General features: G+C 65.0%; 22 protein-coding genes. 12 read left to right on the plus strand and 10 right to left on the minus strand.

Annotated elements, in window-relative coordinates; translation table 11 throughout:
* The first annotated feature begins 146 nt into the window (after positions 1-146).
* Entirely contained in the window at positions 147-1013 is an 867-nt protein-coding gene (locus MTR65_RS14390; RefSeq protein WP_243801377.1) for a DUF1838 family protein, read from the plus strand.
* An 11-nt stretch (positions 1014-1024) separates the two neighbouring features.
* Here the strand turns inward: MTR65_RS14390 and MTR65_RS14395 are convergent, their stop codons facing one another.
* Positions 1025-2269 (minus strand): serine hydrolase domain-containing protein, encoded by a 1245-nt coding sequence (locus tag MTR65_RS14395; protein ID WP_243801378.1) that lies wholly within the window; start codon positions 2267-2269, stop codon positions 1025-1027.
* Between the two features lie 217 nt (positions 2270-2486).
* On the opposite strand from MTR65_RS14395, the gene MTR65_RS14400 reads away from it, so the two are divergent.
* From MTR65_RS14400 to MTR65_RS14450, 11 genes are all read left to right on the plus strand, one after another.
* Positions 2487-3737, plus strand: coding sequence for an esterase (locus tag MTR65_RS14400; protein WP_243801380.1), 1251 nt, complete (start codon positions 2487-2489; stop codon positions 3735-3737).
* On the plus strand, positions 3734-4753 hold the full coding sequence (locus MTR65_RS14405; RefSeq protein WP_243801382.1) for an alpha/beta hydrolase: 1020 nt from the start codon (positions 3734-3736) through the stop codon (positions 4751-4753). Before MTR65_RS14400 ends, MTR65_RS14405 begins: the two co-directional genes overlap by 4 nt.
* A gap of 23 nt (positions 4754-4776) precedes the next feature.
* Positions 4777-5493, plus strand: a complete 717-nt coding sequence (locus tag MTR65_RS14410) for an SDR family oxidoreductase (protein WP_243801383.1) — start codon at positions 4777-4779, stop codon at positions 5491-5493.
* A 148-nt stretch (positions 5494-5641) separates the two neighbouring features.
* The gene (locus MTR65_RS14415) at positions 5642-7057 is read left to right on the plus strand and encodes an MFS transporter (protein ID WP_243801385.1); all 1416 of its coding nucleotides are present in this window, start codon (positions 5642-5644) and stop codon (positions 7055-7057) included.
* An 8-nt stretch (positions 7058-7065) separates the two neighbouring features.
* Positions 7066-7893: an alpha/beta fold hydrolase gene (locus tag MTR65_RS14420; RefSeq protein WP_243801387.1), complete on the plus strand. Its 828-nt coding sequence runs from the start codon at positions 7066-7068 to the stop codon at positions 7891-7893.
* A gap of 18 nt (positions 7894-7911) precedes the next feature.
* Positions 7912-9057 (plus strand): DUF3089 domain-containing protein, encoded by a 1146-nt coding sequence (locus MTR65_RS14425; RefSeq protein ID WP_243801389.1) that lies wholly within the window; start codon positions 7912-7914, stop codon positions 9055-9057.
* A 181-nt stretch (positions 9058-9238) separates the two neighbouring features.
* The gene (locus tag MTR65_RS14430; protein ID WP_243801391.1) at positions 9239-9625 is read left to right on the plus strand and encodes a c-type cytochrome; all 387 of its coding nucleotides are present in this window, start codon (positions 9239-9241) and stop codon (positions 9623-9625) included.
* A 2-nt stretch (positions 9626-9627) separates the two neighbouring features.
* On the plus strand, positions 9628-10539 hold the full coding sequence (locus MTR65_RS14435; protein ID WP_243801394.1) for an alpha/beta hydrolase family protein: 912 nt from the start codon (positions 9628-9630) through the stop codon (positions 10537-10539).
* 165 nt (positions 10540-10704) lie between these two features.
* A complete protein-coding gene (locus MTR65_RS14440) occupies positions 10705-11271 on the plus strand; it encodes an ureidoglycolate lyase (RefSeq protein ID WP_243801396.1) in 567 nt (188 codons plus the stop codon).
* Positions 11272-11279: 8 nt separating this feature from the next.
* Positions 11280-11636, plus strand: coding sequence for a hypothetical protein (locus MTR65_RS14445; protein WP_226638492.1), 357 nt, complete (start codon positions 11280-11282; stop codon positions 11634-11636).
* Positions 11637-11676: 40 nt separating this feature from the next.
* Positions 11677-12861 (plus strand): class I SAM-dependent methyltransferase, encoded by a 1185-nt coding sequence (locus tag MTR65_RS14450; protein ID WP_243801398.1) that lies wholly within the window; start codon positions 11677-11679, stop codon positions 12859-12861.
* A 14-nt stretch (positions 12862-12875) separates the two neighbouring features.
* Here MTR65_RS14450 and MTR65_RS14455 read toward each other — a convergent pair whose 3' ends face one another.
* From MTR65_RS14455 to MTR65_RS14495, 9 genes are all read right to left on the minus strand, one after another.
* Positions 12876-13928 carry an amidohydrolase family protein gene (locus MTR65_RS14455; protein WP_243801400.1) on the minus strand — a complete coding sequence of 351 codons (1053 nt, stop codon included), beginning with the start codon at positions 13926-13928 and terminating at the stop codon, positions 12876-12878.
* Entirely contained in the window at positions 13925-14881 is a 957-nt protein-coding gene (locus MTR65_RS14460) for an alpha/beta fold hydrolase (protein ID WP_243801402.1), read from the minus strand. Before MTR65_RS14460 ends, MTR65_RS14455 begins: the two co-directional genes overlap by 4 nt.
* Before the next feature lie 5 nt (positions 14882-14886).
* Positions 14887-15894 (minus strand): alpha/beta fold hydrolase, encoded by a 1008-nt coding sequence (locus MTR65_RS14465; protein ID WP_243801404.1) that lies wholly within the window; start codon positions 15892-15894, stop codon positions 14887-14889.
* 81 nt (positions 15895-15975) lie between these two features.
* Positions 15976-17379: an MFS transporter gene (locus tag MTR65_RS14470; protein WP_243801406.1), complete on the minus strand. Its 1404-nt coding sequence runs from the start codon at positions 17377-17379 to the stop codon at positions 15976-15978.
* Between the two features lie 2 nt (positions 17380-17381).
* Complete coding sequence (locus MTR65_RS14475; protein WP_243801408.1) at positions 17382-18398, minus strand: phosphotransferase enzyme family protein; 1017 nt, start codon at positions 18396-18398, stop codon at positions 17382-17384.
* Positions 18352-19200 carry an alpha/beta fold hydrolase gene (locus tag MTR65_RS14480; RefSeq protein ID WP_243801410.1) on the minus strand — a complete coding sequence of 283 codons (849 nt, stop codon included), beginning with the start codon at positions 19198-19200 and terminating at the stop codon, positions 18352-18354. The genes MTR65_RS14475 and MTR65_RS14480 overlap by 47 nt, the downstream gene beginning before the upstream one ends.
* A 184-nt stretch (positions 19201-19384) precedes the next feature.
* Positions 19385-21937 (minus strand): TonB-dependent receptor, encoded by a 2553-nt coding sequence (locus tag MTR65_RS14485; protein ID WP_243801413.1) that lies wholly within the window; start codon positions 21935-21937, stop codon positions 19385-19387.
* 455 nt (positions 21938-22392) lie between these two features.
* Complete coding sequence (locus MTR65_RS14490) at positions 22393-23799, minus strand: MFS transporter (protein ID WP_052322528.1); 1407 nt, start codon at positions 23797-23799, stop codon at positions 22393-22395.
* A complete protein-coding gene (locus tag MTR65_RS14495) occupies positions 23796-24680 on the minus strand; it encodes an alpha/beta fold hydrolase (protein WP_243801415.1) in 885 nt (294 codons plus the stop codon). The genes MTR65_RS14490 and MTR65_RS14495 overlap by 4 nt, the downstream gene beginning before the upstream one ends.
* Positions 24681-24769: the final 89 nt, after the last annotated feature.

Below are 24769 nucleotides of genomic sequence, written 5' to 3' on the forward strand. Positions count from 1 at the left end.
TGTTACAATCAAGTTGGCGCGTAGTTCGAACGCGTGCGGAGGTATGCAGGACTGTCCGACACGCGAATATCCATGGTGTCGCACATGGCGCCCAAGAAAGGCGCGCCGGATGTTTCCTGCAGGAAAACGGGAAGGGGAGATACGGTATGTCGGGATGGGATCGACGCGGTGCGATGGGCGCTGGGCTCACGGCGCTGGGGGCGTTCGCAAGCCTGGGGGTACAAACGGCGCTGGCGGAACAGGGCGAAGGCGGTGTGCCACTGGACATCGAGACCGCCGAGGGGCGTTTGCGGACCTTCATGATGCTGCGCGGTGCGCTGGACGAGAGGCTCACCATGAGCTGGGTCTCGGCGCGCTACTATGGCGTTGTCGAGGATCGCATGGACCCGCTCTTCGCGGTTGTCTCCGCAGTTTTCTCGCGCTCGCGCCAGTTGGCCGACGGTCGCTTCGAGGCGGTCAACGCCGAGATCGCCTGGTTCACCGATCCGGTCACCGGGGCCGCGCTCGATAGCTATCGCAATCCCTATACCGGGGAGGATGTCGAGGTGCCGCAGGGGGGCTATGCGCCATCCAAGGTGCGGTTCGGGCCGGAGCTGGAACTGCAGCTTGAAAAGGAGATTCCGGGGCTGACGATGGAGCACGAAGTGCTGCCCTTTGACCTTCGCGGCAATGACCTATGGGTGACCGAGCGCACGCGGACCGCGATGCAGGTGCCGGGCGTCGCCAAGCCGTTCCGCTATTCCGAAAGCAACACCTACCACGCAAGCCGCGCGGCGATGGAGGCCCCGGGGGCGACCCGCGTGCCGGTCTCGGTGGCTTTCACCAATGTCTGCTCGTGGCGGCCCTGGATGAACATGGGGGGCAGGCCCGGGCATCTCACCGCGACGGGCGTGGGCGCGCACAACGCGGATTGGGCGCAGATGCCGCCGGCCTGGATCGCGGCAACGCGCGCGCGCCGTCCCGAAGTGCTGGAGGACCCGGCTGCGCTGCTTGCGCCGCTCTGGGATGCCTGATTACCGCGCGCTCATTCGGGGGATTTCATGCCCCGGATGAGCGTGTTCACGAGATAGCTGTTGTCCCACTCCTCGGGATTTTCCTCGGTGGGACGCGGCGGATTGCCCCCCATGCGCAGAACGACGAGATCGTGGCCGGGCGCGATGTCGACGATCTGGTCGGCGTTGCCGTCGAACAGGAACAGGTCGGGGTCGAGATAGGGCTCGGAATGCAGCACGCGCGGGCCGGGCTGATCGGGCGCGCCGAAGGGGCGTCGCTCGACATAGGGCGCGCCGATCCAAACGCCGAGGCCAAAGTGCGGGTTCTGCGGCGTGCCCGTGCGCATCTGCGCCACGTAGCCTTCGGGCAGGAGCCTCGTCTCCTCCCACGTTCCGTCATGGAGGAGGAGCACGCCAAGCCGCGCGAACGTCTCGGCGGGAAGCATCATGCAGCAACCCGAATGGGCCTCGCCGCCCGGCCGATTGAGCCAGAACGTACCGCCCATTGCACCAAGGGGGCGCAGGACTTCGGTATCGACGAACTCCGCGTAGTCCCGGCCCGTGGCCCGAGTGATAACCTCGCCCACGAGGTCTGCGGGGGCATTGGCGTAGGAGTACAGAGTGCCCGGTTCGGCGATCATCGGATAGCTCGCGATGATGTGCCGGGTGTGCTCGGGCGAGAGGAAACCGAGGTTGAGCGGGCTTTCGGGATCGGGCGAGAAACTCTGGTGCTGCATACCCGAGCGCATGTCGAGCAGATGGCGCACCTTGATCCGCCCCTTCTGCGTCCCTGCCAGCTCGGGGATGAAGTCGGCGATCGGCTGATCGAGCGAGGTGATCTTGCCGAGCGCGATCGCGCGGCCCACGGCAATCGCGGCAAGCGGCTTGGAGAGGGATTTGGACACGAGCGGCGTGGTGTGCGTCACACCTTCGCCATACCATTCGAGCGCAACCTGGCCCTTGTGCCATACAATCAGCGCGGTGCTGTTCATGCGCCGGGCATAGTCCGTGGCCTTTTCGAGCGCGGCCTGGCTGATGGCGCTATCCGGCGCAGAGGGCAGGGGCGTCCAGTCCGGCGCACCGGGGACCTGGGCCATCGGGGTATAGACGAACTTGCTGTAGTCGGTGACGTAGACGTCGAGCCGTTCGCGATAGACGGGATCGTCCGAAGGCTTCGTGGGAGGCGTATCGGCGCTCAGGGCCGGTCCGGCGAGGGCCGCGCACAGCAGTGTTGTGACCGCCGTTCGTGCATGCCTGCGCTTGTGTCTGAAGCCCATCCTTCTTCCCCTCCCTCAATGTGTGCCGCGAAGGTGGCATGATCGTCCGCAAGCTCCGTCCGACCTTGGAGGCGCTGTCCACCAGTCGGACAACGGATCAGAAAAAGCTCGCGTAGAGGCTTGCTTGGTGCCGATCCTGCGGCGTGAGGGGGCCGACTGTCGGCCGCTGGACATGCGGTCGTGCGGGTCCAGGGACATATCAAGGGGGAATGCCGGGATGCGGCCTTGGGAATATCACGCAAAGCGCGTACTTGCAGGTGCCGCCGGGGTCATGGGGCTGCTGTCGGGCACTTTTGCGATGGCCCAGATGCAGCGACCCGAGCTCGACCCCACGACCTGCGCCACGCCGCCGTTCTATTCCGGGCCGATGCCCTATTCGTCGGTCGAGCAGCTCCCTGACCAGCGTGTGACATTTCGCCTCTGCGCGCCGCAGGCAAAAGAGGTGCGGCTCACCAGCAGCGATATCGCCAATGTCATTCCCATGGGTTTTCCACCCGGCACGCCCAAGGGGCTGGCCATGACGAAGGACACGACGGGGCTGTGGTCGGTCACGACGCCCAGGCCGGTGGCAGCCGATGTCTACCGCTTTGCCTTCGAGGTCGACGGGGTGAAGATGGTCGATCCACTGGGCAAGACTTTCTCCGAGGAACTCAAGGGCACGAACTCGACCTTCGAGGTGACGGGCGAGGAGGGCGCCTTCCAGACCTGGCGCAAGGACGTCCCGCACGGCACGGTCGCAACGCTGGAATACTGGTCGCAGGCTCTGGGCATCAAGCGCCGCGCGCATGTCTACACACCGCCCGGCTACATGAAGGACGCTGTGTCCTACCCGGTGCTCTATCTGGTGCATGGCGCTGGCGACAGCGACGACAGCTGGACCAGTGTCGGCCACGCCCACACGATCCTCGACAACCTGATCGCGGCGGGCAAGGCCAAGCCGATGATCGTGGTCATGCCCGATGGCCATACGCCGCTGCGCGAAGGGGTGATGACGCTCGACAACCCGGATTTCGGGAACGATCTGCTCGGCGATCTCATCCCCTACATCGATGCCCACTACCGCACCGATGCGCGGGCGCAGGCGCGCGCGATGGCGGGGCTTTCGATGGGCGGGTCGCACACCTTGCGCGATGGCCTCACCCACCCGGAAACCTTCCACTGGATCGGGGTCTTCTCGATGGGGCTGACCGAAGGCTCGGCCTTCAATGGCGTAGACACCTACGCGGCCCTGTACGATGCGGCGCTGCGCCGCGATGCGGCCGAACTGGACCTTGTCTACTACGCGATGGGCCGTGGGGATTTCCTGCACGAAACGGTCGCGCCGACGCGCGCACTTCTCGATCGCTACGGTATCGCGCATGTCTACAACGAAACAGGCGGCGGGCATGAATGGGTGAACTGGCGGCGCTATCTGGCCGACTTCGCGCCGCGTCTGTTCCAGGGCGAACAAGTGAGGAACGCGAGATGAAATCGAACCTTTTCATGGGCGCAGCCCTGGCGGCTCTGACCTTCGCCGCGCCGCTGCACGCAGCGGACACGGTAACCCCCACGGGCCTGGAGGCGTCCACACCGGGCCTGCAGGCGGACGGCGTGCGCGTGCTGGCTCCCGAAGCGATCTGGCCGCAGGGCGCGCCGGTGAACCCGGATTGGCCCGGGCTCATCGACCAGCCCGTCACCGAAGAAGCGCGCGACGACGGGGAGAGCCTCTGGAACGTCACGGTGCCCAGTTACCAGGCTTTCCTGCCCGACCCGGCCAAGGCCACGGGCGCGGCGGTGATTGTGGCGCCGGGTGGTGGTTTTCGGCTGCTGGCGATCCACCACGAAGGCTCGCGGGTGGCGCAGTGGCTCGCTGACCATGGCATTGCAGCCTTCGTCCTCAAGTATCGGCTGATCCAGACCCCTCCGGGGGAGACCAACGAGGCGATGCGCACGCGCGTCAACACGACCATGCGCCCGGGTGTCGGCGGCGAGCCGGGTGTGGCGGATGGCCTGGAGGCTCTGCGCCTCATCCGTGCGCGCGCCGAAGAATACGGGATCGCACCTGACCGCATCGGCGCGGTTGGCTTCTCCGCAGGTGGGCACGTTGCGGGCAAGATGGCGCTGGCCGAAGAGGGCGCGCGGCCTGACTTCACCGGGCTCATCTACGGCTTTCCTTTCGGGGAGAGGCAGCCCGAGCTTCCGCCAGCAAACCTGCCCTGGCCCGAAGGTACGCCCAAGGAGCCCTGGCTGCGCCCGGCACCTACACCTGCGCCGGGACGGCTCGCGCCGATTTTCATGGCGGTCGCGCAGGACGATGTCGCGGTCGGGCAGGGCTTCGATGCCTGGCAGGCCGCGCTCAAGGACGCAGGCTACACGCCCGAGACGCACCGCTACGAACGCGGCGGGCATGGTTTCGGCATGAAGAAGACAGGGGGCACGCAGGACCACTGGATCGAGGAATTCGCCTGGTGGATCGAGGCTGAAGGTTTCACCAAGGCCGATTGAACGCACGAAGGGGGGATATCCGCATGACCCGAACCTGGCTCGTCACGGGTGCCAATCGCGGCATCGGCCTGGAGTATGTCCGCCAATTGGCGGCTGCCGGTCAGCGGGTCATCGCGACCGCGCGTGATCTGGAGGCGGCCGGGCAGCTCTCGACCCTCGCGTCTCGCTATCCCGAGGGTGTGCGCCTCGAAACTCTCGACGTGGCGGACGCGGATTCGCTTACGGCATTCGTCCAGCGCCTGGGGGATGAGGCCGTCGATGTCCTCGTCAACAACGCGGGTCTCTACGGCGGTAGCTGGAACAGCGATGCGCAGCGCCAGTCTCTGGAAGGTATGGACTATGCGCTCTGGGAAGAGATCCTGCGGGTCAACACCATCGCGCCCTTCCGCCTGACCGTGGCCTTGCGGGCGAACCTGCGCCGCAGCGCGCAGCCACTGGTCGTCATGATGGGATCGGACCTGGGCTCGATCAGCGCCAACACCATGGGCCAGAGCCACGCCTACCGTTCGAGCAAGGCCGCGCTCAATATGGTGATGAAGGGATTGTCGATCGATCTGGCCGGGGAGGGCATCACGCTTGTCTCCATGGCGCCAGGCTGGACACGCACCGATCTGGGCGGCGCGGCCGCGACCTGGAGTGTGGACGAGAGCGTCGCCAGGCAGTTGGACGTGATCGCGGGCCTCGGGCCTGTGGACAGCGGACGCTTCCTCAACCTGCTTGGAGAAGACGTCGCCTGGTGAAATTCATTCCGCCTGTCGGATATCGCATCCCTAAAGCGGTGCGTGCACGCGGCGAAAGGAGAACACCACGCTGCCATAGACGCCGTGCGATGAAGATCCTTGATTTAACGCAATCGGCACATGGACTTATTCGGAGCTCCCCCCCTCGATGACCGATCTCTCCCCGAGCGGTACCTTGTCCCAGCCCTCGACCGTCTCTGCGCAGACCGGCCCCGATGGCGGCAAGGTCGGCGCATCCGTCCTGCTGCGGTATGGTACGGGCCAGTTGGGCGCGCAGGTTTTCCGCGACACCCCCGCGGTCCTGCTGCCGCTGTTCATGACCACGATGCTGGGCGTCGAAGCCTGGCTGGCCGGGCTTGTCGTGCTCATTCCCAAGCTCTGGCTGATCGCCTGTGACCCGCTTGTCGGCGCCTGGTCGGACCGGGTGCGCAAGCTCTATGGGCGCACGCCATTCCTGGTCGGCGGCGCCATCCTGACCAGCCTTGGCTTCGTCGCGCTCTTCACCTTGACCGAAAGCGCGAGCCCGATGGTCTCCGCGGCGCTCACCTGCCTGCTGTTCTTCCTGGCCTCCACCGCGTTCTCGATGTTCTCGGTGCCCTATCTCGCGATCGCGGCGACGCTTTCGCCCGACCCGCATGAGCGCACGAGGATCATGATCTTCCGCATGATCTTCTCGACGTTTGGCGTCCTTGTCGGCGTCGGGGTCGCGCAGCCGATGATCTACTGGCTGGGCGGGGGCGAGCATGGCTGGACGGTCATGGCGCTGACGCTGGGCGCGGTGTGTCTTGTCACCATGCTGGTGACCGCCATCGGGCTTGCCCGCGTGCCGATGATCGAGGACGATTCCGTACAGGGCAGTCTCCTCAGCCAGCTCAAGGTGATCGGCACCAACAAGCCCTACCTGATCCTGGTCCTCACTTGCCTGATCCAGAATATCGGGCAGGCCTCGGGCTATACCGTGATCGGCTTTGTCTTCCTCTACGCGCTCCAGGCGGTCTGGATCATTCCGGCCTTCATCCTCGTGATGTCGATTGCGGGCATTGCCGCGCAGCCGTTGTGGTTCACGCTCTCGCGCCGCTGGGGCAAGGAGAAGACCTATGTCTTCGCCTCGGCCATGTGGACCGCGGTGACCGTGTCCTGGTACTGGATGGCGCCTGCCACCGACGAGATCATGACGCTGCCCGGTGTCGGTGTACTGGGCACGCAGCACCTCCTCGTGCTGGTGCGCGGCGCGCTGATCGGGATCAGCAACGCGGCCTTCATCATGCTTGCGCTCTCGATGCTGACCGACACCATCGACTTCCAGCGCCGCCGGGCCGGTACCGCGAACGAGGGCGTCTTCGCCGGGCTTTTCTCCGCCATCGAGAAGCTGTCCTTCGCGCTGGGCCCGGTCATTGCAGGCCTCGTGATGAGTGCTTTCGGCTTCGTCTCCTCCAAGGGCGGCGCGGTCGAGCAGACCCCGCATGCGATTACCGGCATCCTGCTGCTCTACAGCCTGATCCCGGCGGCGCTGCAGGTTGTCAGCCTCATCGTCTTCTCGCGCTATCGCATCGCAAAGGACTGATCCCGATCATGCAGCATCCCCGGCTCCGCCGCGCTTACGTACCCTGCCGTTTCGGGCAGCTGCATGTGCGGATCGCGGAGCCGGAAGCCGTGCCGGTCGCGCCGCCGCTGGTCTGCTTTCACCAGACGCCGAGCCACGGAGGTGACTGGGATGCGGTGCTGGCACTGATGAGCCGGGATCGCTGGGTGATCGCCCCTGATACGCCGGGCTACGGGCAAAGCGATGCGCCGCCCGAACCGGCTTCGGTCGAGGAACTGGCCGCGGCGCTGTCCGAAGGGCTCGAAGTCCTGGCGGCAGACGTGGGCTTCGCACTCACCCGCTACGATGCGATGGGCCATCACACGGGCTCTGTCCTCGCCGCCGAACTGGCCCGATACGATGGCCGCGTGCGGCACCTGGTGTTCTGCAGCTTGCCCGCGTTCGGCGACGCGGCCCGCCAGGACATGCTGGGCGGGATCGATGGCATGTTCCCGCCGGTCGACGGCAGCCTTGCGCGCGCCGAACAGCTCCATGCTTTCCAGTCGAGCTTTGCCGACCGCCGCCTCGATGGCGCGCAGCGGCAGGTCGCGATGGCTGAATGCCTGCGCACGGGCGAGCGGATGGATTGGGGCTACCGTGCGGTCTTCGACTACGATCTGATCGCGGTCCTTTCCGCGCTGCCGCACCGCGCCCTGATCCTCAACAGCGAGGATGACCTGAACGCGGTGACGGGCGAGGCGGCGCAGCTGCTGGAACGCGGGATCTATCGCGAACTGGAAGGGTGCGGGCACGGGTTTCTGGCCTTTGCGGACGAGGACTTCGCGGACGATGTCCGCGGCTTTCTTGACGGACACTGATACAAAAGGGGGGCGACGATGCGCAGGATGGTCAACGGACACTCGGGCAGGATGACACGCGCGGCGCTTGCCGCCGCGCTGATGTGCGCAAGCCCTGTGGCACTCGCGCAAGGCGTGGGGCCAGTCCCCACCCCCACGCAATTGGAAGAGGGCGCGCGCGAGGTTCGCGAAGGCGCGGTCGCGCCGCCCGATTATGCCGATCCGGCCATGTGGTCGGCGGGACCTGGAGGGCCGGGGCCGGCCGGAGCCCTGCCGCAAGGCGCAACTCCAAACACCGCCGATCCGGGCGTTGCCGTGTTCTACGTCCACCCCACGACTTTCCTGTCCAAAGAGGATGACTGGACCCAGGACCCGGCCGATGCCGAGGCGAACCGCTGGACCGACGAGAGCGTGGTCCAGCGCCAGGCCAGTGCATTCTCGGCGTGCTGTGAGATCTGGTCCCCGCGCTACCGCGCGGCGAGCACCAACGCCCTTCGCTCACGGCCTCATACCGACGCGGCCTATGCGCTGGCCTACACCGACATCGAGCGGGCCTTCGACTGGTTCCTGGAGCACATCGGAGAGGGGCGTCCATTCATTCTTGCCGGGCACAGCCAGGGCGGGAAGCACGTGGGCGATCTTCTTGAGAAGAAGGTTGCAGGAACGCCCCTCCAGGAGCGTCTCGTCGCGGCCTACATCGTGGGCATCAACATTGCCGAGGCCGAAGTGCCGCTGCGCTTCGGGTCCGTGCCCGTGTGCGACCATGGTGACCAGACCGGATGTCTTGTCCAGTGGAACGCCATTCTTGCGGGAACCGACCTCGATCCGATTGTATCGGCCTACGAGAAGAGCTTTATCGATATCTACGGACCGCAGGCCGGGCAGCAGATGGTCTGCGTGAATCCCGTTACCTTCGAGCGCAGTCAGCCGTCCAACCTTTCGGCGCAGGCCAAGGGTGCGGTGCCCGGTTCACCGGGCTTCGGTGCGATGGCGCCCTTGCGTGAAGGTGCGGTTGCAGCCCGTTGCGAGCGCGGGATGCTGGTGGTTTACCCGGCGCCGGGGCTCGAGCTGAAGCCGCTGCCCGGTACCGGAGTGATGCATTATCACGACATCGGTTTGTTCTGGGCGGATATTCGGGCGAATGCGCGCTTGCGTGCTCAGCGCTGGCTTGCAACACATCGCTGACCGCTGCGCGGATAAAGGATGCAAACCTTTCACGGCGCTGTGGCGTAAATGGCTACATTTTATAACAATTAAACGAAAAATGCGCAGGCACAGCACTTTGGTGCAGCTTTCAGACAGGTAGAACCTGCTAGAGAGAAGCGGTTAATCAAGGCTCAGCCTGCAAGGAAGGACACAGGATTTCATGCGGAAGATCGTCTCGCTCTCCACTCTCTCCATGGTCGCCGCGGCGACGGCCATGCTCGCGCCGTCGGTCGCTTCGGCCGATGCAGCGCGCGGCAAGCAGCTGTTCATGCGCTGCATGGCCTGCCACACGGTGAACAAGGGCGGCGCCAACAAGGTCGGCCCGAACCTCGCCGGTGTTGTCGGCCGCAAGGCGGGCGCGGTGAAGAACTTCAAGTACTCGGCCGCCATGCAGAAGGCGGACCTGACCTGGGACGAGAAGACCCTCGACAAGTGGCTGACCCGCCCCGCGACGGTGGTTCCGGGCACCTCGATGGTCTTTGCCGGTCTTCCCAAGCCGGAAGACCGCAAGTCGCTGATCGAATACATGAAGGCAGCGGGCAAGTAAGCATGACGATGGGTTCCGCGCATTCGCGCCGCATGGTTCTGGGTGGTTCGCTGGCTCTGGCCGCGGCACTGGCGGCAAGGCCGGTGCTGGCTTCGGGCAGCCCTGCGACCACCACGCGCACGCTCATGGCTCCGGGAGGCCGCGAGGTCTCGGTGAGCGAGTGGGTGCCCCAAGGCACGGCGCGCGGAACCATCCTCTTCTCGCATGGCGCGGGTTCCGCGCCCTGGCACTACGACCTCATTCTCGCGCCCTGGATTGCAGCCGGGTACCACGTGCTTGCGCCGCTTCACGTGGACTCGCGCGAGCATCCGCGGACCAAGGACTTCCCGGGCCTTGCCAGCTGGAAGACCCGGATCGAGGATATGCGTCTGCTCATCGCCGAGATCGGCGAGACGCCCTTCATCGCGGCAGGCCACTCCTATGGCGGCCTTGTCGCGACGACGCTGGGTGGTTCGCAAGGCGTGGCGCCCGAGGGAATTTCCGGGCCGTTCTATCCGCGCCTCGCCAAGGCCGTGGTCGCCTTCTCGCCGCCCGCACCCGTACCGGTGCTGATGACGGCCGAAGGCTACGGCAAGATTGCCGTTCCCGCGCTTATCCAGACCGGCACGATCGACAATCCTCCGGGCATCGAGGATCCCGAGAGCGAGGCGTGGAAGGGCCACCTTGCGCCGTTCGATGCCGCGGCCGAAGGCGGGAGCCGCTACGGTCTCGTGCTTCAGGGGGCGAACCATTATTTCGGCGGCATCATCTGTGATGACAGTCAGCCCGGTCCGCCGCAGCTGGCGCAAATTGACCTCGCGAACCGATATGTGGGGCTGTTCCTCGAAGCCTACGGCCAGGGTGATGCGGCCGCGAAATCCGCACTCGATGCCCGGATTACCGATGCACTGCCCGCGCGCCTGATGGCCAAGTAACCCACGCCATATGGCCCCTCGCAGTGGGCCTGTGGTGACCAATTCGGAGGCCATCCTGTCCGCCAGCCGGACAGGATGGCGATCCAGTCCGCACCGAGGTGCCCGAAGGGTCAAGGTGCTGTCCTGCAAAGCCCGGGCACAACATCGGGCGAGGGGACAATACCAATGGACGAACACACCATCATTTCTCTGACGGTCGAGGAGGCCACGGCAGAGAATACGGCGGCATTTGGCGACATCGTGGGACGCCAGGCGCCGGTCGAACCGGTCTCGGTGGACTTCTACAAGGGCGCCGTGCGGATGAGCTATCCCACGCGCTTCACCTCCGAACACCCGGTCGATATGACGCTGGCGCAGATGACGCGCCGTGAACCGGAAGTGCGCTACATGGAGCGCCACTTCCAGCACACGCAGGCGTTCCTGCCGCTGGGCGGCAAGCCCTTCATCGCGGTCATGGCGCCGCCGAGCGAAGGCGAACTGCCCGACCTCTCCAAGGTGCGCGCATTCCGCTTTGACGGCACGGCAGGGTTCTCGCTGCACCTTGGCACCTGGCACGAATTCCCCTTTGCCATCGAGGACGAGACCGATATCGTGGTCGTGCTCTCGAGCCAGACGGGATACGATCTCAAGGCCAAGGACGCTGAGACCGAGGAGGCCCACGGCCCCGATCTCGACAAGAAGGACATCGTCGCCCGCACCGGCAACGTGTTCCGTTTCGAACTTACGGAGTGACCCTGAAGATGGTGGAACGCAAGAACCGCGAGCGTATCGCCCGGTCCAAGGGCAGCCAGCCGGTCGTCTTCGAGAACGAGACGGTCGACGCGCTGGCAAGCATGGTCCTTTCGCTCATGGGCGAGGTGGTCGTCCTCAAGGACCGGCTCGATGCCAACGAGCGCCTGCTCGCCGCAGCCGGTCTGCACGGTCCGGCGGATGTTGACGGGTTCGCGCCCGACGCGGCGGCCAAGGCCTACCGCGCGGGCTACCGCGAAGGCATCTACGACCGCGTGCTGGGTGCAGGACGTGACAAGCTGGTGCCTCAGGCGCTGGCCGAACAGCAGGAATACGAGGGCGTTCTCGACGCGGTTACCCGCGACTGAACGTAATTCCAAACATACATCCACAGGGCGGGAGACGGCCATGGAACAGTATAAGCAGGAACATTTCGGCCACGCGGTGATGCCGCAGGCCAACCACGACGAACAGGCGCTGGAAGATCACTTCCTCGCCATGCGCGCGTGGACCAACCGCAACATCGATCCGCTCGACCGGCGCCTCCTCGACGAGGTCATCGTGCCCGAAGTCGAGAAGGAAACCGGCGCAGCTCCGACGAGCAGCCGCCAGGTCCGCCAGAAGCTGGAAGCGCATCCGCTCCACCAGTACTGGCTGACGCTGTCGCTGCACTATCAGGACCGCATCTGGTACGGGCTCGATGCCGCGATCAACCGTCAGTACGACGAGCTGTCGGAAAAGGTCGGCGCGCAGGTGGCAAGCCCGAAGGGATCGCTCACCCTCAACCCCGAGCTTGAAATTCCACGCTACATCGCGGCCTTCGACCACCACCGCATGCCCGGTAGCTACGTCGTTGATACCTCGGACTTCGATTTCCGCGCGGGCGCGCTTTACGACCGCTTCGCCTCCACCTACCTGCGCAATCTCAACGGCGGTTGGAAGAACGACGGGCGCGGGCACACGCTCGCGAGCCACGTGCAGGACTTCCATCCTGACCTGAAGCCCAAGCGCATTTTGGACCTGGGTTGCTCGGTCGGCCACTCGACACTGGCGATTGCCGAGGCGTTTCCGGATGCGGAGGTCTTCGCGCTCGATGTCGGTGCGCCGATGCTGCGCTACGGCCATGCCCGTGCGGAATCGATGGGCGTCCCCATCCATTTCAGCCAGCAGGACGCCGAGCACACCAATTTCGAGGACGAGAGCTTTGATCTCGTCTGCTCCTCGGCCGTGCTGCACGAAACCTCGGCCAAGGGCATGCGCGGTGTGTTCAAGGAGTGCTTCCGCCTCCTGCGCAAGGGCGGCGTGATGTGCCACGTCGACGTGCCGCCGCGCCATGAGCACATGGCCCTGTGGGACCAGATGCGCTGCGACTTCGAGAGCCACTACAACAACGAGCCGTTCATGACCTCGCTTGCCCGGACCGATTGGGTCAAGGTGGCGACCGATGCCGGCTTTGACGTAGAGAACGTCCACGTCGGGTACCGCAAGGGCACGACCTGCCTGAAGCCTGACCGCACGGACTTCTTCACCGAAGGCCACCCTGAGGGGCGCGCGCTGCTCGGCAGCTGGTACGCGTGTTCGGCGACCAAGTAAGGCCGCCGAAGACCTCAGATGCGATAGATGGAGCGGGCCGTGCTGGAAAACAGCGCGGCCCGTTCGCTTTGGGACAGTCCGCGGGTGACGAGCTTGAAGGCGTTCCAGATCTGGCCGTAGGTCGAGGCAGGGCGGTTGGCTGGCCAGTTGCTCTCAAACATGCAGCGCTGGGGGCCGAACAGCTCGATGGCCGTCTCGATCCAGGGTTTCCAGTCGCGCGCAAGCGAAACCGATGTCGTCTCGGGTGTCGCCATCTGCCCCATGAAGGGCCCGAGCCCACCGATCTTGGCAACCACGTTGGGACACTGCGCGAGGCGCGCCATTGCCGGGCGCCACTCGGCGAAGGTCGTATCGAGCTTACCCGCATAGGGCCCTAGCCCCAGCGGGCAGCCCAGGTGTTCCAGCACGATGGTCGTGTCCGGACAGGCTTTCGCGAGGGCTACCAACTCGTCCATCTGCGGATGAAACAGCCAGGATTCGAACACCAGACCCTTGCGTCCGAGCAGGGTGACGCCTTCGCGAAGGGCCGCGTCCTGCAATAGCTTGGGATCGTTCCGGATCCCCGAAAGCGGCGGGAATGGAGCGGTCGCGATCGAGTTGCGCACGCCGCGAAGATGGCCCTTTGCAGCCTCTTCGTGGCGGGCGAGCAAGGTCTCGAGACCTTCTGGACGGGTCAGATCCACCTTGGCGACGATGCCAGCGGCGAGGCCGGTCGCGCTATGGGCCTCGGCGATTTCACCGACGTATCGGGTCTCCCCCAGCGAGCGCTCGGCGTCCTTGCCCGGGGTATCGTACATGATCCCGCATTCGATGAAGACGCTGCCCGTGATGCGGTGTCCCGAACGGGCGATGTCGTCCGTGAAGTCCTGCGCCAGATAGCGCTCGCCCGGTGCTTCGGGATCGGAAAAATCGCGCAGGTGGAAGTGCGGGTCGACTATCTCGAGCTCGGGCTCCAGCGCGGGGTCCTCGCCCGAAGTCTCGGCAGCGCGCGCTGGGAAGGGAAGCGCGCTGGCGGCGAAACCCAATCCCAGTGTACCCAGCGCGGCGCGGCGATTGATGCCGCTCACTTCGTGGCCACGCGCGCGAAGAAGGGCAGGGCCTTTTCCAGCGCACGTGTCGGACAGTCGAGCGGCATCATGTGGCCGCATTCGGGCACCACCGCCAGGGTCTTGTCGTGGGTCTTGAGCGCGCTGAAGGCCTTGATGCCGTGGGTTTCCAGCTTGGTCTCGTGATCCTGGTCCGACCACAGGAGCAGGGTCGGGACCGTGATCTGCGCGAGATCAGCGGGCGTACGGTCGTGATCCATGGCGGCAAAGACCTGCTTGGGGACTTCGGGATCGCGCAGCATGCGGTGGTTGAGCCCGGTCCAGCGGGTGACCAGTTCAGGCGTAATTTTGCTGTCGTCAACCACATTGGCGAGAAGGATCTGGCGCCAGTATTCCGGGCGGTGCCAGCCCGGGTGCGTGGCGTCTTCGGCCAGCACTGTGCGGAACTCCTCGGGCAATGTCGCGACGTCGAGATGGATGGGCCCGGCCGCGATGTTCGAGAGGACGAGGCCATCGAGCCGTTCGGGGTGTGCTGCCGCGTAGGCCGCCGTCGGCGTGCCCGCGCTCGACGTGCCGACGAGGGTGAAGCGTTCGATGCCCAGCCTGGTCATCAGGGCATCGATGACCCCGATCTGGTGCTCGGTGGAATAGTCCCCTTGCGGGTTCGGGCCGGAGAGACCGGCGGGCGCCTTGTCGTAGCGGATGACACGGTAGCTCTTGGCCAGTTCCGCGGCCCAGTTGTCCCACTGGCGCAGGCTGGCAAAGGAGCCGTGGACGAGCAGAATGGCTGGGCCCTTGCCTTCATCGACGAAGTGGACGGGCTCGCCTTCGATCGTGGCAAACTGCGAGTTGGGCAGTGCGTAGCTGGCGCGCAGCGCGTCGTCGCTCGGAAAGTCGGGCGCGGCGGGGGCGGCGAGGGCTCCCGTCGCACTGAGAGCCAGGGCCGAGCCAAGCGCCAGAAGAGGGCGGGCCATTTGCATCATCGGGTGTCCTTCGTGTCAGTGGCTGCCGGCTCGTCGCCCAGCGTCGCGTCGAGCCAGGCGCGCAGGTCCGCGCCTGTCTTCTCGGGCAGTTCCAGCATCGGGTAGTGGCTGACGTCGGGGTAGTGGATCACATCGACAGGCGCGTTGCTGAACTGCTTGACCGCATCATCGGAAAGGTACTTGGGGAGCACCGGGTCGGCATCGCCCCATTGCAGCAGGATCGGCACGCGGATCTGTCCCGCCTCATCGCCCGCGCCCTTGGCCCAGACCGCCTTCTGGTTCGCGGCGTAGTACTGGCGCACGTTGTCGAAGCCGCCGGGAATGTTGTTGGTCTGGTAGTACCACTCGACCGTTTCGTCGGTCAGGCGCTCGGGCTTGCCGTAAAGTTCGGAGAGCGAGACGCGGTAGTAGTAGGGCGGGTAGTAGTTGGGCACGAGGTTCTCGTGAATCCAGACCATCGACCACAGGAGACGGCTGAACTCGGGCGGCGGCGGTGCCTTCAAGGGCAGGGTGGAAAGCGCGAGCGCACGGACCTTCTCAGGGTGCTTGGCGGTGTAGAGGGTGGAGATGGTCGACCCGCTCGAGGTGCCCACGAGGACGAAGCTCTTGAGGCCCTTGCGCTCCACGATCTTCTCGAGGAGCTCGACGATGCCGGGCATGCCGCGCGAAGGCGCCGTGTCGGTGGAGAGGCCATAGGGTGGCCAGTCGAAGCGGATGACGCGGTAGCTATCCTTGAGCTGGTCGGTCCAGGCGTCCCATTCGCGCAGGTTCGTCATCGAGCTGTGCAGCATGATGACGACCGGCCCGTCGCGGGGGCCTTCATCGCGCATGTGGATGTTGGCGGTGCCGTATTGCTCGAAGGTGGAAGGGGGCGTTGCCTGCGCGGCCTTGACCTCCTCATAAGATGGGTTCCACCAGCCCAGACGCATCGTCAGCAGGACCCCGCCTGCCAGCACGATCACGGCGACCAGCGCAATTGCCAGCCCCTTCAAAAGACCCCTCATCAAATCGTTCCCCCCGGAAATTTGTGGTGCTTGAAAATGAAACGGGGCGGGTGCCTTTCCGGCACCCGCCCCGCAATGTTGTCAGGCTAGCTCTCCATCGATGAGGGCAGCGCATTCGCTGCCCCCGTTCGCGCGCGCTTTTCGCATCGCGCGCCAGGAGAGGGCGTAGAGCCCTGCCGAAATCAGCAGGAAGGGCAGGCAGACCCAGGCGATTGACCAGCCCACCTGGCTCTCGTCCTGAAGGACGCGCTGGGTGAAGGTCGCGACCAGAAGCGGCCCGAGGCTGGCGCCCAGGATCGTGTTCAGGACCAGCGTCAGCGAGATCGAACTGCCGCGCATGCGCGGAGGGACGACCGACTGGAGCGTCGCGAACATGACCGTGCCGATCACCGAGAACACCGCGTTCGAGGACGCGACCATGACCGAAGCCACGTGAAGGTCGGTCGAGATCACGGCGAAGATCGAGGGCAGGGCGAAGAAGGGGGCCAGCGAGAGGATCGCAAAGCGCGCCATCGTGTTGCCCGAGCGCATCGAGCGGTCGAGCAAGGTGCCGCCCAGAAGCGGACCGAAAGCCGAGAAGACGATCGAGACCGGGCCCAGGAAGCTCGCCATGAAGCCAGCATCTGCGCCGTAGCTGCGGATCAGCATCGTGGGCGCCCAGGACATCGAGCCGTAGGCCACGGTGAAGACCAGCGCGAAGGCAAGGTAGAGCGGCATCAGGATTGCGCGGTTGCGCCACAGATAGGCGGCTTCCGCTGCGCCGGGAGCACGGGGCACGCCTTGGGCCGCGACGTCCTGGCGGGGCGGTTCGCGCGTCAGGAAGAGCATCGTCGCCGAAACGAGGAGCCCGATAGCGCCGAAGATCACGAAGACCATGCGCCAGGGCACGAGGTGGCCGACGAGGGGCAGGCCGTCGAAGGTGCCGGCGGCCGCAGCCGCAACGAGCAGGCCCGTCACCGAGATGGCGATGCCATTGGCGAGGCCCTGGCCCATCATGTAGACCGAGATCGGACGCCCGCGCCGTTCGGGCGCGAAGAGATCGGCGATGAGCGAGATCGCCGCCGGGCCGAGGGCCGCTTCACCCAGACCGACCAGAAGGCGGGCGCCGAACAGCCAGCCAAAGCTTTGCGCCAGGCCGCTGCCGATGGTCGCCACGCTCCACAGCGCGATGCCGCCTGCGATCAGGTTGCGGCGCGAGATGCGGTCGGCGAGAAGGCCCATGGGCAGACCCATGAAGGCATAGAACAGGCCGAAGGCGAGGCCCTGAAGAAGGCCGATCTGTTCATCGCTGATGCCAAGGTCCCCACGGACCGGGTCGACCAGGATGTTGAGAGCGGCGCGGTCGATGACCGAGAGGATCCCGGCCAGGAACAGCATGCCCACCATGACCCAGCCCTGAGCCGGTGAGGGGCGGGGCGCGGACGCGGTGAAAACCGGAGCCGCAGAAGCGGCTCCGGTCGAAGTCGAGGAAACGGGATCCGTCATGATCAGAGAAGGCCGGCGGCGCGTGCGCGGGTCTTCACGTAATCACCCAGCCAATCGAGGTTGCGGAAGCGCAGCGTGCCACGGCCAACCGCGGTCGAGCTGTGCGCCATCCCTGCGATCAGGCGGAAGCACTTGGCCATCAGGAAGAGCTCCTTGTTGTCCTTTTCCTCCTGAGTGAAGGGGCGGACGCTCTCGTAGCCGTTCTCGAAGGCTTCGCCGATCTTGGGGTCGAAGCCGTAGAACAGGTTGCCCCAGACGAAGTTCTGGACGTCCTGCATCATGAAGTCTTCGCCCGCAGCGTCGAAGTCGAGCAGCGTGATCTTGCCGTTCTCGTCGACGTGGACGTTGCTGGGGTGGAAGTCGCGGTGGCACACGCCCAGCGGAACCTTGCCCGAAGCGGCCAGCTCGTCGAGGCGCTTGTCGAGGTTGGCGGCGATGATCGGGTAGTCGCGCAGGTCGTCGGGACGATCGTACACGAAGTCGATCAGCGCGGGCATGCAGATGTTGTAGTCCTTGGCCGTGTCGGTCGAGAACACGTGGTCCTTGCCCGCCCAGTCGTTGCCGTGGAGGTGCATCTGCGCCATGGCCGCACCGATGCGGAAGGCGGTTTCCTCGGAGAGACGCTCACCGAACTTCACGCCGTCGGCCCAGTCGTACATCGCGATCGCGCGCTCACCCTCGGGCGAGTTGACCTTGAAGTAGAGTGCGCCGTCGTGCTGGGGCACCGCGACCGAGGCCGGGAAGCCGATCTCGCGCAGGTAGTCGAGGAAGTTCAGCTCGTAGGCGACATCGTCAACGTCGCGGTAGGTCTTGCGCCACACGCGAAGCGCGTACTTGGTCTTCTCGTCCTGGACGAGGTAGACATCGTTCATGCCGCGATAGAGCAGGAAGCAGGTCAGCTCACCCTCGATCGGGAAGCGGCGGGCCACTTCGCGCGCGATGAAGTCGGGGTGCAGGACCGAGTGCGAGACCTCAGCGGTCGGAAGGTCCGTGTTGATCGAAGAAGTTGCAGAGTTCATTTGCTATACGTTCCGGTGCAATATCGAAAATGTCCCGGTCGAGATCGGGCATTTCCGTGACAGTGCAGCGCTGCATCCGTGCGGCGGCCCTCAGGCTCGGTTCGCGGATCTGTTCGGCAGGCTGCAGAAGAAAGGCGGGCTGTTCGACCATTTCGAGGCGGGCGTAGTCATAGGACCAGACGCCCTTGTATGCCCATGTGAAACGATCCAGCGCATTCGCCTTGTCGGCAAAGTTGAAGACGGCCTTTTCCAGCGGGACCCTGGGGTCACGAGCTCCCACCACGTACTTCCACAAATTGGAAAGCAGGTCGATGATGACCGTGCCGTCCTCGTCGGGCGTGGGGAAGGTCTCGGCGTAGGCAAGCTTGTCGGCAAGCGTTGCCTCGTCGAACATCGGGATGCCTGTCAGCGCCACCGAACGGACCCGGTCAGGCCGGGCCAGAGCGAGTTCGCAGGCAAGAAGCGTCCCGGTGTGAAACCCGTAGAGATCGACCTTGCCGGTCAGTTCGCCGCTTTCGGCAAGGGCATCGAGCCCATCCGAAAACGCCTGCGCGTAACCTGCCATTCCCGGTGGGGCCGGGGGTGCATCCGACATCCCGTAGCCGGGCGTGTCGAAGGCGTAGACAAGGCGGTCACGTCCCAGAGCCTCGATCAGTGCCTCGTATTCGTAGGAGGACGACGGGTTCTGGTGCAGGAGAACGACCGGAGTACGATCCGGGGCCGCGGAGCCGCAGCTGCGATAATGCAGATGGCCGAAGCGGCAGGATGTATATCCACGACGTATCCGGGAGCTCTTGTGCATGGAAATCACTGTGCGCGATATCGTTCCTGCTTTGCAAGCGCGCGCAAATTTGTTCGCACAGCGGTGATTTGCATGTCGGTACCAGGGCAGGAAGCCGGGATGCAAGAAGGGCCGCTGCGCAGTGCAGCGGCCCTTCGGGGATGCCCTGCCGGCACGAGGCCGGCAGGGACGCATGATGCCAGGATCAGAAGTTGTAGCTGGCCTGGAGACCCCAGGTGCGCAGCTCGGGCAGCGCGAGGTTGAGGTAGGCGTAGGACTGGCTCGCGAGCAGGTACGAGGGCTCGAGCAGGTTGTTCTGCGCGATCGAGGTGTACTGCTTGTTGTTGAAGAGGTTCGTGACGAACCCTTCGAGCGTGAAGTCCCCCTTGGTGAAGCCGATGCGGGCGTTCACCTGGGCGCGGCCCTTGATCCAGGTCTGGTTGGCCGGATCGACATACTGCTTCGACTTGTAGCTGAGATCGCCGCGGGCGAAGTAGCTGAAGTCGTCCCAGTCGGCCACTTCGCCGGTGTACATGAGCGCGAGGTTGCCCGAGTACTCCGAAGTCAGCGGCAGGGTGTTGCCCTTGAAGTCATCGCCCTCAAAGCCGGTGCGCAGGGTGACGGCCGGGTTGTCGAACGAGCGCACCGAGCTGCCATTCCAGGCGCCCGAGGCGGTGATCGAGAAGCCGTCGATGGGCTCGGCCATGACGTCGAGCTCGATGCCGTAGACGTTGCTCTTGCCGGAGTTCGCGACACCGCGGACGATCAGCGGCTGCCCGCCCGATGCGAAGATCACGCTGCGGTCGTTGTGCTGGTCCTTCCAGGTCGCGTAGTAGGCCGCCGAGGTGACCACGAGGCGTCCGTTGAGGAAGCTGCCCTTGAAGCCGACTTCGTAGTTGTCGAGCTTCTCAGGCTGGACGATGACGCCAAGACCGATCGACTCGCCCGCTTCGACTTCGGCCTGCGTGCCGGAGATGAAGCTGGTGTTGAACGAGCTGAGGCTGACGTTCGCGGCCTTCGACCAGGAGGCGTAGACCATCATGTCCGGCGTCAGGTCGTAGTTGATGATGATACGCGGCAGGAAGTTGTTGAAGGTCTGGTTGTAGAAGGATTCCAGCGGCGGGAAGCTGCCCGCGGGAAGGCCGTAGATCTCGGCCGCATCGGGCGAGATGTTGGTGCCTGCACCGCCTGCGAACGCGTAGATCTTGTCGCGCTGGTAGCGGCCTTCAAGGTTGATCGATAGCGCATCGGTGATCTCGTAGCTGAGGCTGCCGAAGATGCCGTAGGTGCGCGCCTTCTGCGGAGGCTGGCGGGCGCTGGCGGGCGCCGGGATGCCGTACTGCTCGAAGTTCGAGACACTGACCAGGCCAGGCGTCGCCGAGGTGTAGAGGTAGCTGGCACCCAGCATCGCCTGGAGCGGACCGCCATCATCGAAGGACAGGCGCAGCTCCTGCGAAAAGTCCTTGTTGCGGCGCTCGACGAGGTAGGGGAACGACCAGTAGGTGCGCAGGCCGTTCGCAGGCGTCGCCGCGAAGTTGGTGAACGCGCTGCTGTCGTAGTTGTCGAGGTCGGCGACTTCCGAGTAGAACTCGTTGTTGTAGCCGGTGAGCGAGGACAGGGTGAGGCCGGTGTCGCCCAGCTCGTAGTCCACGTTCATGTGGAGGTGGTAGTACTCGCGGCTGAGGCCGTAGCCGTCCACACCCTTGCCGTGCGAAGTGATGCGGTTGGTGTCGTCACCCAGGATACCGGCAAGGAGCGCGTCCTCGGTGGTGTTCTGGGCCGGGCTGTAACGGCTGTCGATCTTGGGTACCGCGCCGCAGATCCAGGGGCGTCCGGCAAGCGTGCAGTTTGCCATACCGGGGATCACGACCTCACCCGCGTTCGATCCCGAGAAATAGGGGATGTTGGGCGAGCCGTTGTTCGAGCGCACTTCGTAGGCCGAGGCCATGCCCTGCGCCGAGGGACCGTCCTTGTCGCGGCTGTACATGCCGAAGGCCTTGACGGTGAGCTGCGAGGTGGGCGTGAACTCGAGCTGCAGCGTGCCGATGTCGCTCGACTGGTCGCCCAGCGTCTGGTTCGGGTTCGCGCCGTTGGTGTAGGAGCCCGACTTGCTCATCGAGCGGCCGGTCAGGCGGAAGCCCAGGATGCCCGGAACGAGTTGGCCTTCAAGCGAGCCCTGCACGTCGAAGTTGTCCCGCGTGCCGACCATCGCGCGCACGTTGCCGCCGAAGCTGTTGGCGGGCGTCTTGGTGACGACATTGATGGCACCGGCAAAGGCGTTGCGGCCGAAGTAGGCGTTCTGCGGGCCCTTCAGGATCTCGATGCGTTCGGGGTCGGTGATCCCCATGAGCGCGGTGGCCGAGGCGACCGGCACACCGTCGATGAAGCTGGCGGTGAGCGTCGAGTTGGTGGTCGAGGGTGTCATGCCGCGCAGCGTGATCTGCTGGAACGAGCGGTCGTTGCGGCCCGAGTTGACGTTCGAGACGTTGATGCCGGGCGTGTTGAGCACGACGTCGTTGATCGAGCGGATCCCCTGCTTCTCGATCTGGTCGGAGGAAAGGGCGGTAATCGCGATCGGCGTTTCGAGCAGCGATTCCTCGCGCTTGCGCGCGGTCACGACGATCGAGGAGCCGGCAAGGCCCTCCGACCGGGCGGTTTCGGACTGCGCCTGGGCCGGGGCGGCAACGCCCATTCCCAGAAGCGCACTGACAACCATCATGGATGCGCCCGAAAGCTTGGTCTGAAGTCGAGTGTTCATTGAACTTTCTTCCCCGCTTGTATGTTCTCTCACGCCTCTTCGCGTCGGTCGTTGGTGCCGTGCGCGCCCTCGGACGCGGAGAACTGTTATGTGGGCAAGGCGCCGGTCTCTTGCGGCGGGTGGTCCGTACCCCCAAGCAGGACCACTCCGCAGCGCCTTGCGGTACCTGCCTCGTCGCTCCCCTTGAGACGACTCATCATTGCAGGTCCACGGACGTCAGGATTGGTTGCAATGGGAAAATAGAAATTAAGGCTGCGATGCAGTATTCGCCTGTCGGATGAATTTGGGCGATTGTCCGTGGAGTTTGGACATTTGGCTACTTGACTCTGCCAAATGATCCTCACTGGATCGAAGCTTCTTTTGTATTGAAAATAAAACAAAAAAAGAGGCCCCCATCGTGTGATGGGAGCCTCCGAACACGCGAAAAAGCGCGGCGTAGCAAAAATGTCACGCCCTCAGGTCAATGTCGCTCCGGTGCCCTCCGTGGTGGCCATGCGGGCCGCCGCGAGCTTGTCCTCGTCCAGATCGTAGGCCCACAGGAAGAGGCCGTTGATGCCGAACATGATTGCGGGAATCACCGCGAAGCCCAGGGTGAGGGCCAGAATGGCGCTCTCGGGCTGCTCGACAATCTTGCCGCCGGTGGTCGGGACGTAGTGCAGGGCCTCCAGGAAGATGCCCAGGACCGCGACGCCAAGCGCGTAGCTTACCTTCTCGATGACGGCGATGGCACTGGCCAGAAGTCCCTCGCGGGCTTCGCCTGTGACGAGGCGGTCATAGGACTGCGTGTCGCCCAGCATCGAGATCGCCATGAGGATGATCGCGCCCGACCCCACGCCGCCAAAGGCACCGCGAATGATGATGCCGGTGTTGGTGATGGTGTTGTCCGCAAAGAGCCAGCTCAGCGTCACCAGACAGAAGATGATCACGCCCATGAGGTAAGTCTGGCGCTTGCCCATGGTGCGCCCCGTACGCACCCAGAGCGGCATGGCGCAGGCCGTCGCGATGTTCTGCGTGACCGCAAAGACGATGAGGCCCGAGTAGCCCACGTTCAGGACGTTGAGCATATAGAGCGCCATCGTCGAGGCGACCGAGGCGAACGAGAGGAACTGGAAGATCTTGGCGCCAAGCAGCATCATGAAGGGGCGGTTGCGGGCTATGGCCCGAATTTCCTTCAGTCCGGGCAGGTGGGTGCCGGTGCTCGATTCCTTGTGCTTGTGCGTGGGCATCGAGAGCGCGGTCGCGGTCATCGCGCCGCCGATGATGAGCGCCATGACAAGGCCCATCGTGGCAAAGCCCGAACGGTCGCCGCCGCCAGCCTCGATCAGCCAGCCCGTGCCAGCCAGCGCGAGCAACTGGCCGATGGAGACGAACACGGTGCGGAAGCTGATGAGGCGGGTGCGTTCATGGAAACCCTCGGTCAGTTCGGCCGGAAGCGCCATGTAGGGCACGTTGAAGAGCGAATAGGCCAGCGAATAGATCAGCAGGCCCGCGCTCATCCAGATGATCAGCCAGGTGTCGGTCAGGACCGGCGGGGCAAAGAGCATCAGGAACGCGATGACGGAGAAAAGGGCGCCAGCGGCCAGAAACGGCTTGCGGCGGCCCCAGCGCGTGCGGGCCCGGTCCGAGAGTGAGCCGACGGCAAGGTCGATCACCGCGTCGGCGAGCTTCGAGATCATCAGGAGATAGCCAGCGATCTGGGGCGATTGGCCCAGCACCGTCGACATCATGAGCGGGAAATAGGTCGAGACGGCGTTGAGCATGATCGACACGCCGATGGTGCCGACGCTGAAGCCCAGGCACAGCTTTGTGCTGAGCCGGGCGTGTCCGGTCTCGCCCTGCTGTGCAGGTGCAGAAGTTGTCATGTGTCCGCTTCTCCAAGGAACGCGCCGATCGCGTCGGCCTTTGCGGCGGGCGACCCCGCCGTCGACACGGCTTTGCCGTTGTCGAGCAATTCAAGTGCTCTGCTCACCGACTCGTTGAGCAGCGCCAGTTCGGTTTCGGGCTTGAGCAGGAGCGTCGGCGCCGAGACCAGGCCCATGCGTTCGAACGCCTTGTAGCGGAACGCGGCAATGTAGGGCTTGGGGTAGGTGTCGAGCGTCTTCAAAACGTCCAGCGTAATGCGGTGCAGGACCTGCGGCGGCGGCATGCCGACCGCGAGGCGCCGTTCCGGCTCCTTCATGAAGTGCGGGAAGAACAGCGCCTGGTCCCGGCAGAAGTTGAAGGCCCAGATGAGGTGCCGGCCATATTCGTCCGGCTCGACGACGGGCGCGTAGTTGGCGATCACCGCTTCGCGCAGGTCGTCGGGGTACTCGGTGATGCCGTCAAGAACGAGCTTGCGCACACGCGCCGGGTAGGCCGCGGCCAGCTCGCACGCGATGCGCGCACCGGTGTGGGTGCCGTAGGCATCGACCTTGTCGTAACCAAGGGCCGCGCACAGGCGCTCCATGGAGCCTGCGAAATAGGCAATGTCGGGCTCTTCGGGGCTTGGCGCAACGGAATCGCCGTTGCCCAGCGTGTCGGGCGCGATGATCTCACCAAGGCACCCGGCCTTGCGCAGGGCGTGCATCAGGTCCTGCATGAACCAGGACGAGGCGGGCGAGGCGTGGAGGAGCAGAACCGGCACTTCGCCCGCGCGTGCGGCGGGCAGGCGGCGCAGGTGGAGCTGGCCTTCCTCGAGGCGCACGAAGGCGCGTTCGATCTGGGTGGCTTGCGTGCTATCCGAAGCAGGGGGCGTGTCTGTCATGGCTAAAGCCTATCGTGGGCGGGGTGAAAGCCGAGCCCGTCAGGGGCGCAATAACCGGCAGGCGGACAAGATCATCCGAACAGGGGTAC

This window comes from Novosphingobium mangrovi, from assembly GCF_022818885.1.
GTDB lineage: Bacteria > Pseudomonadota > Alphaproteobacteria > Sphingomonadales > Sphingomonadaceae > Novosphingobium > Novosphingobium mangrovi.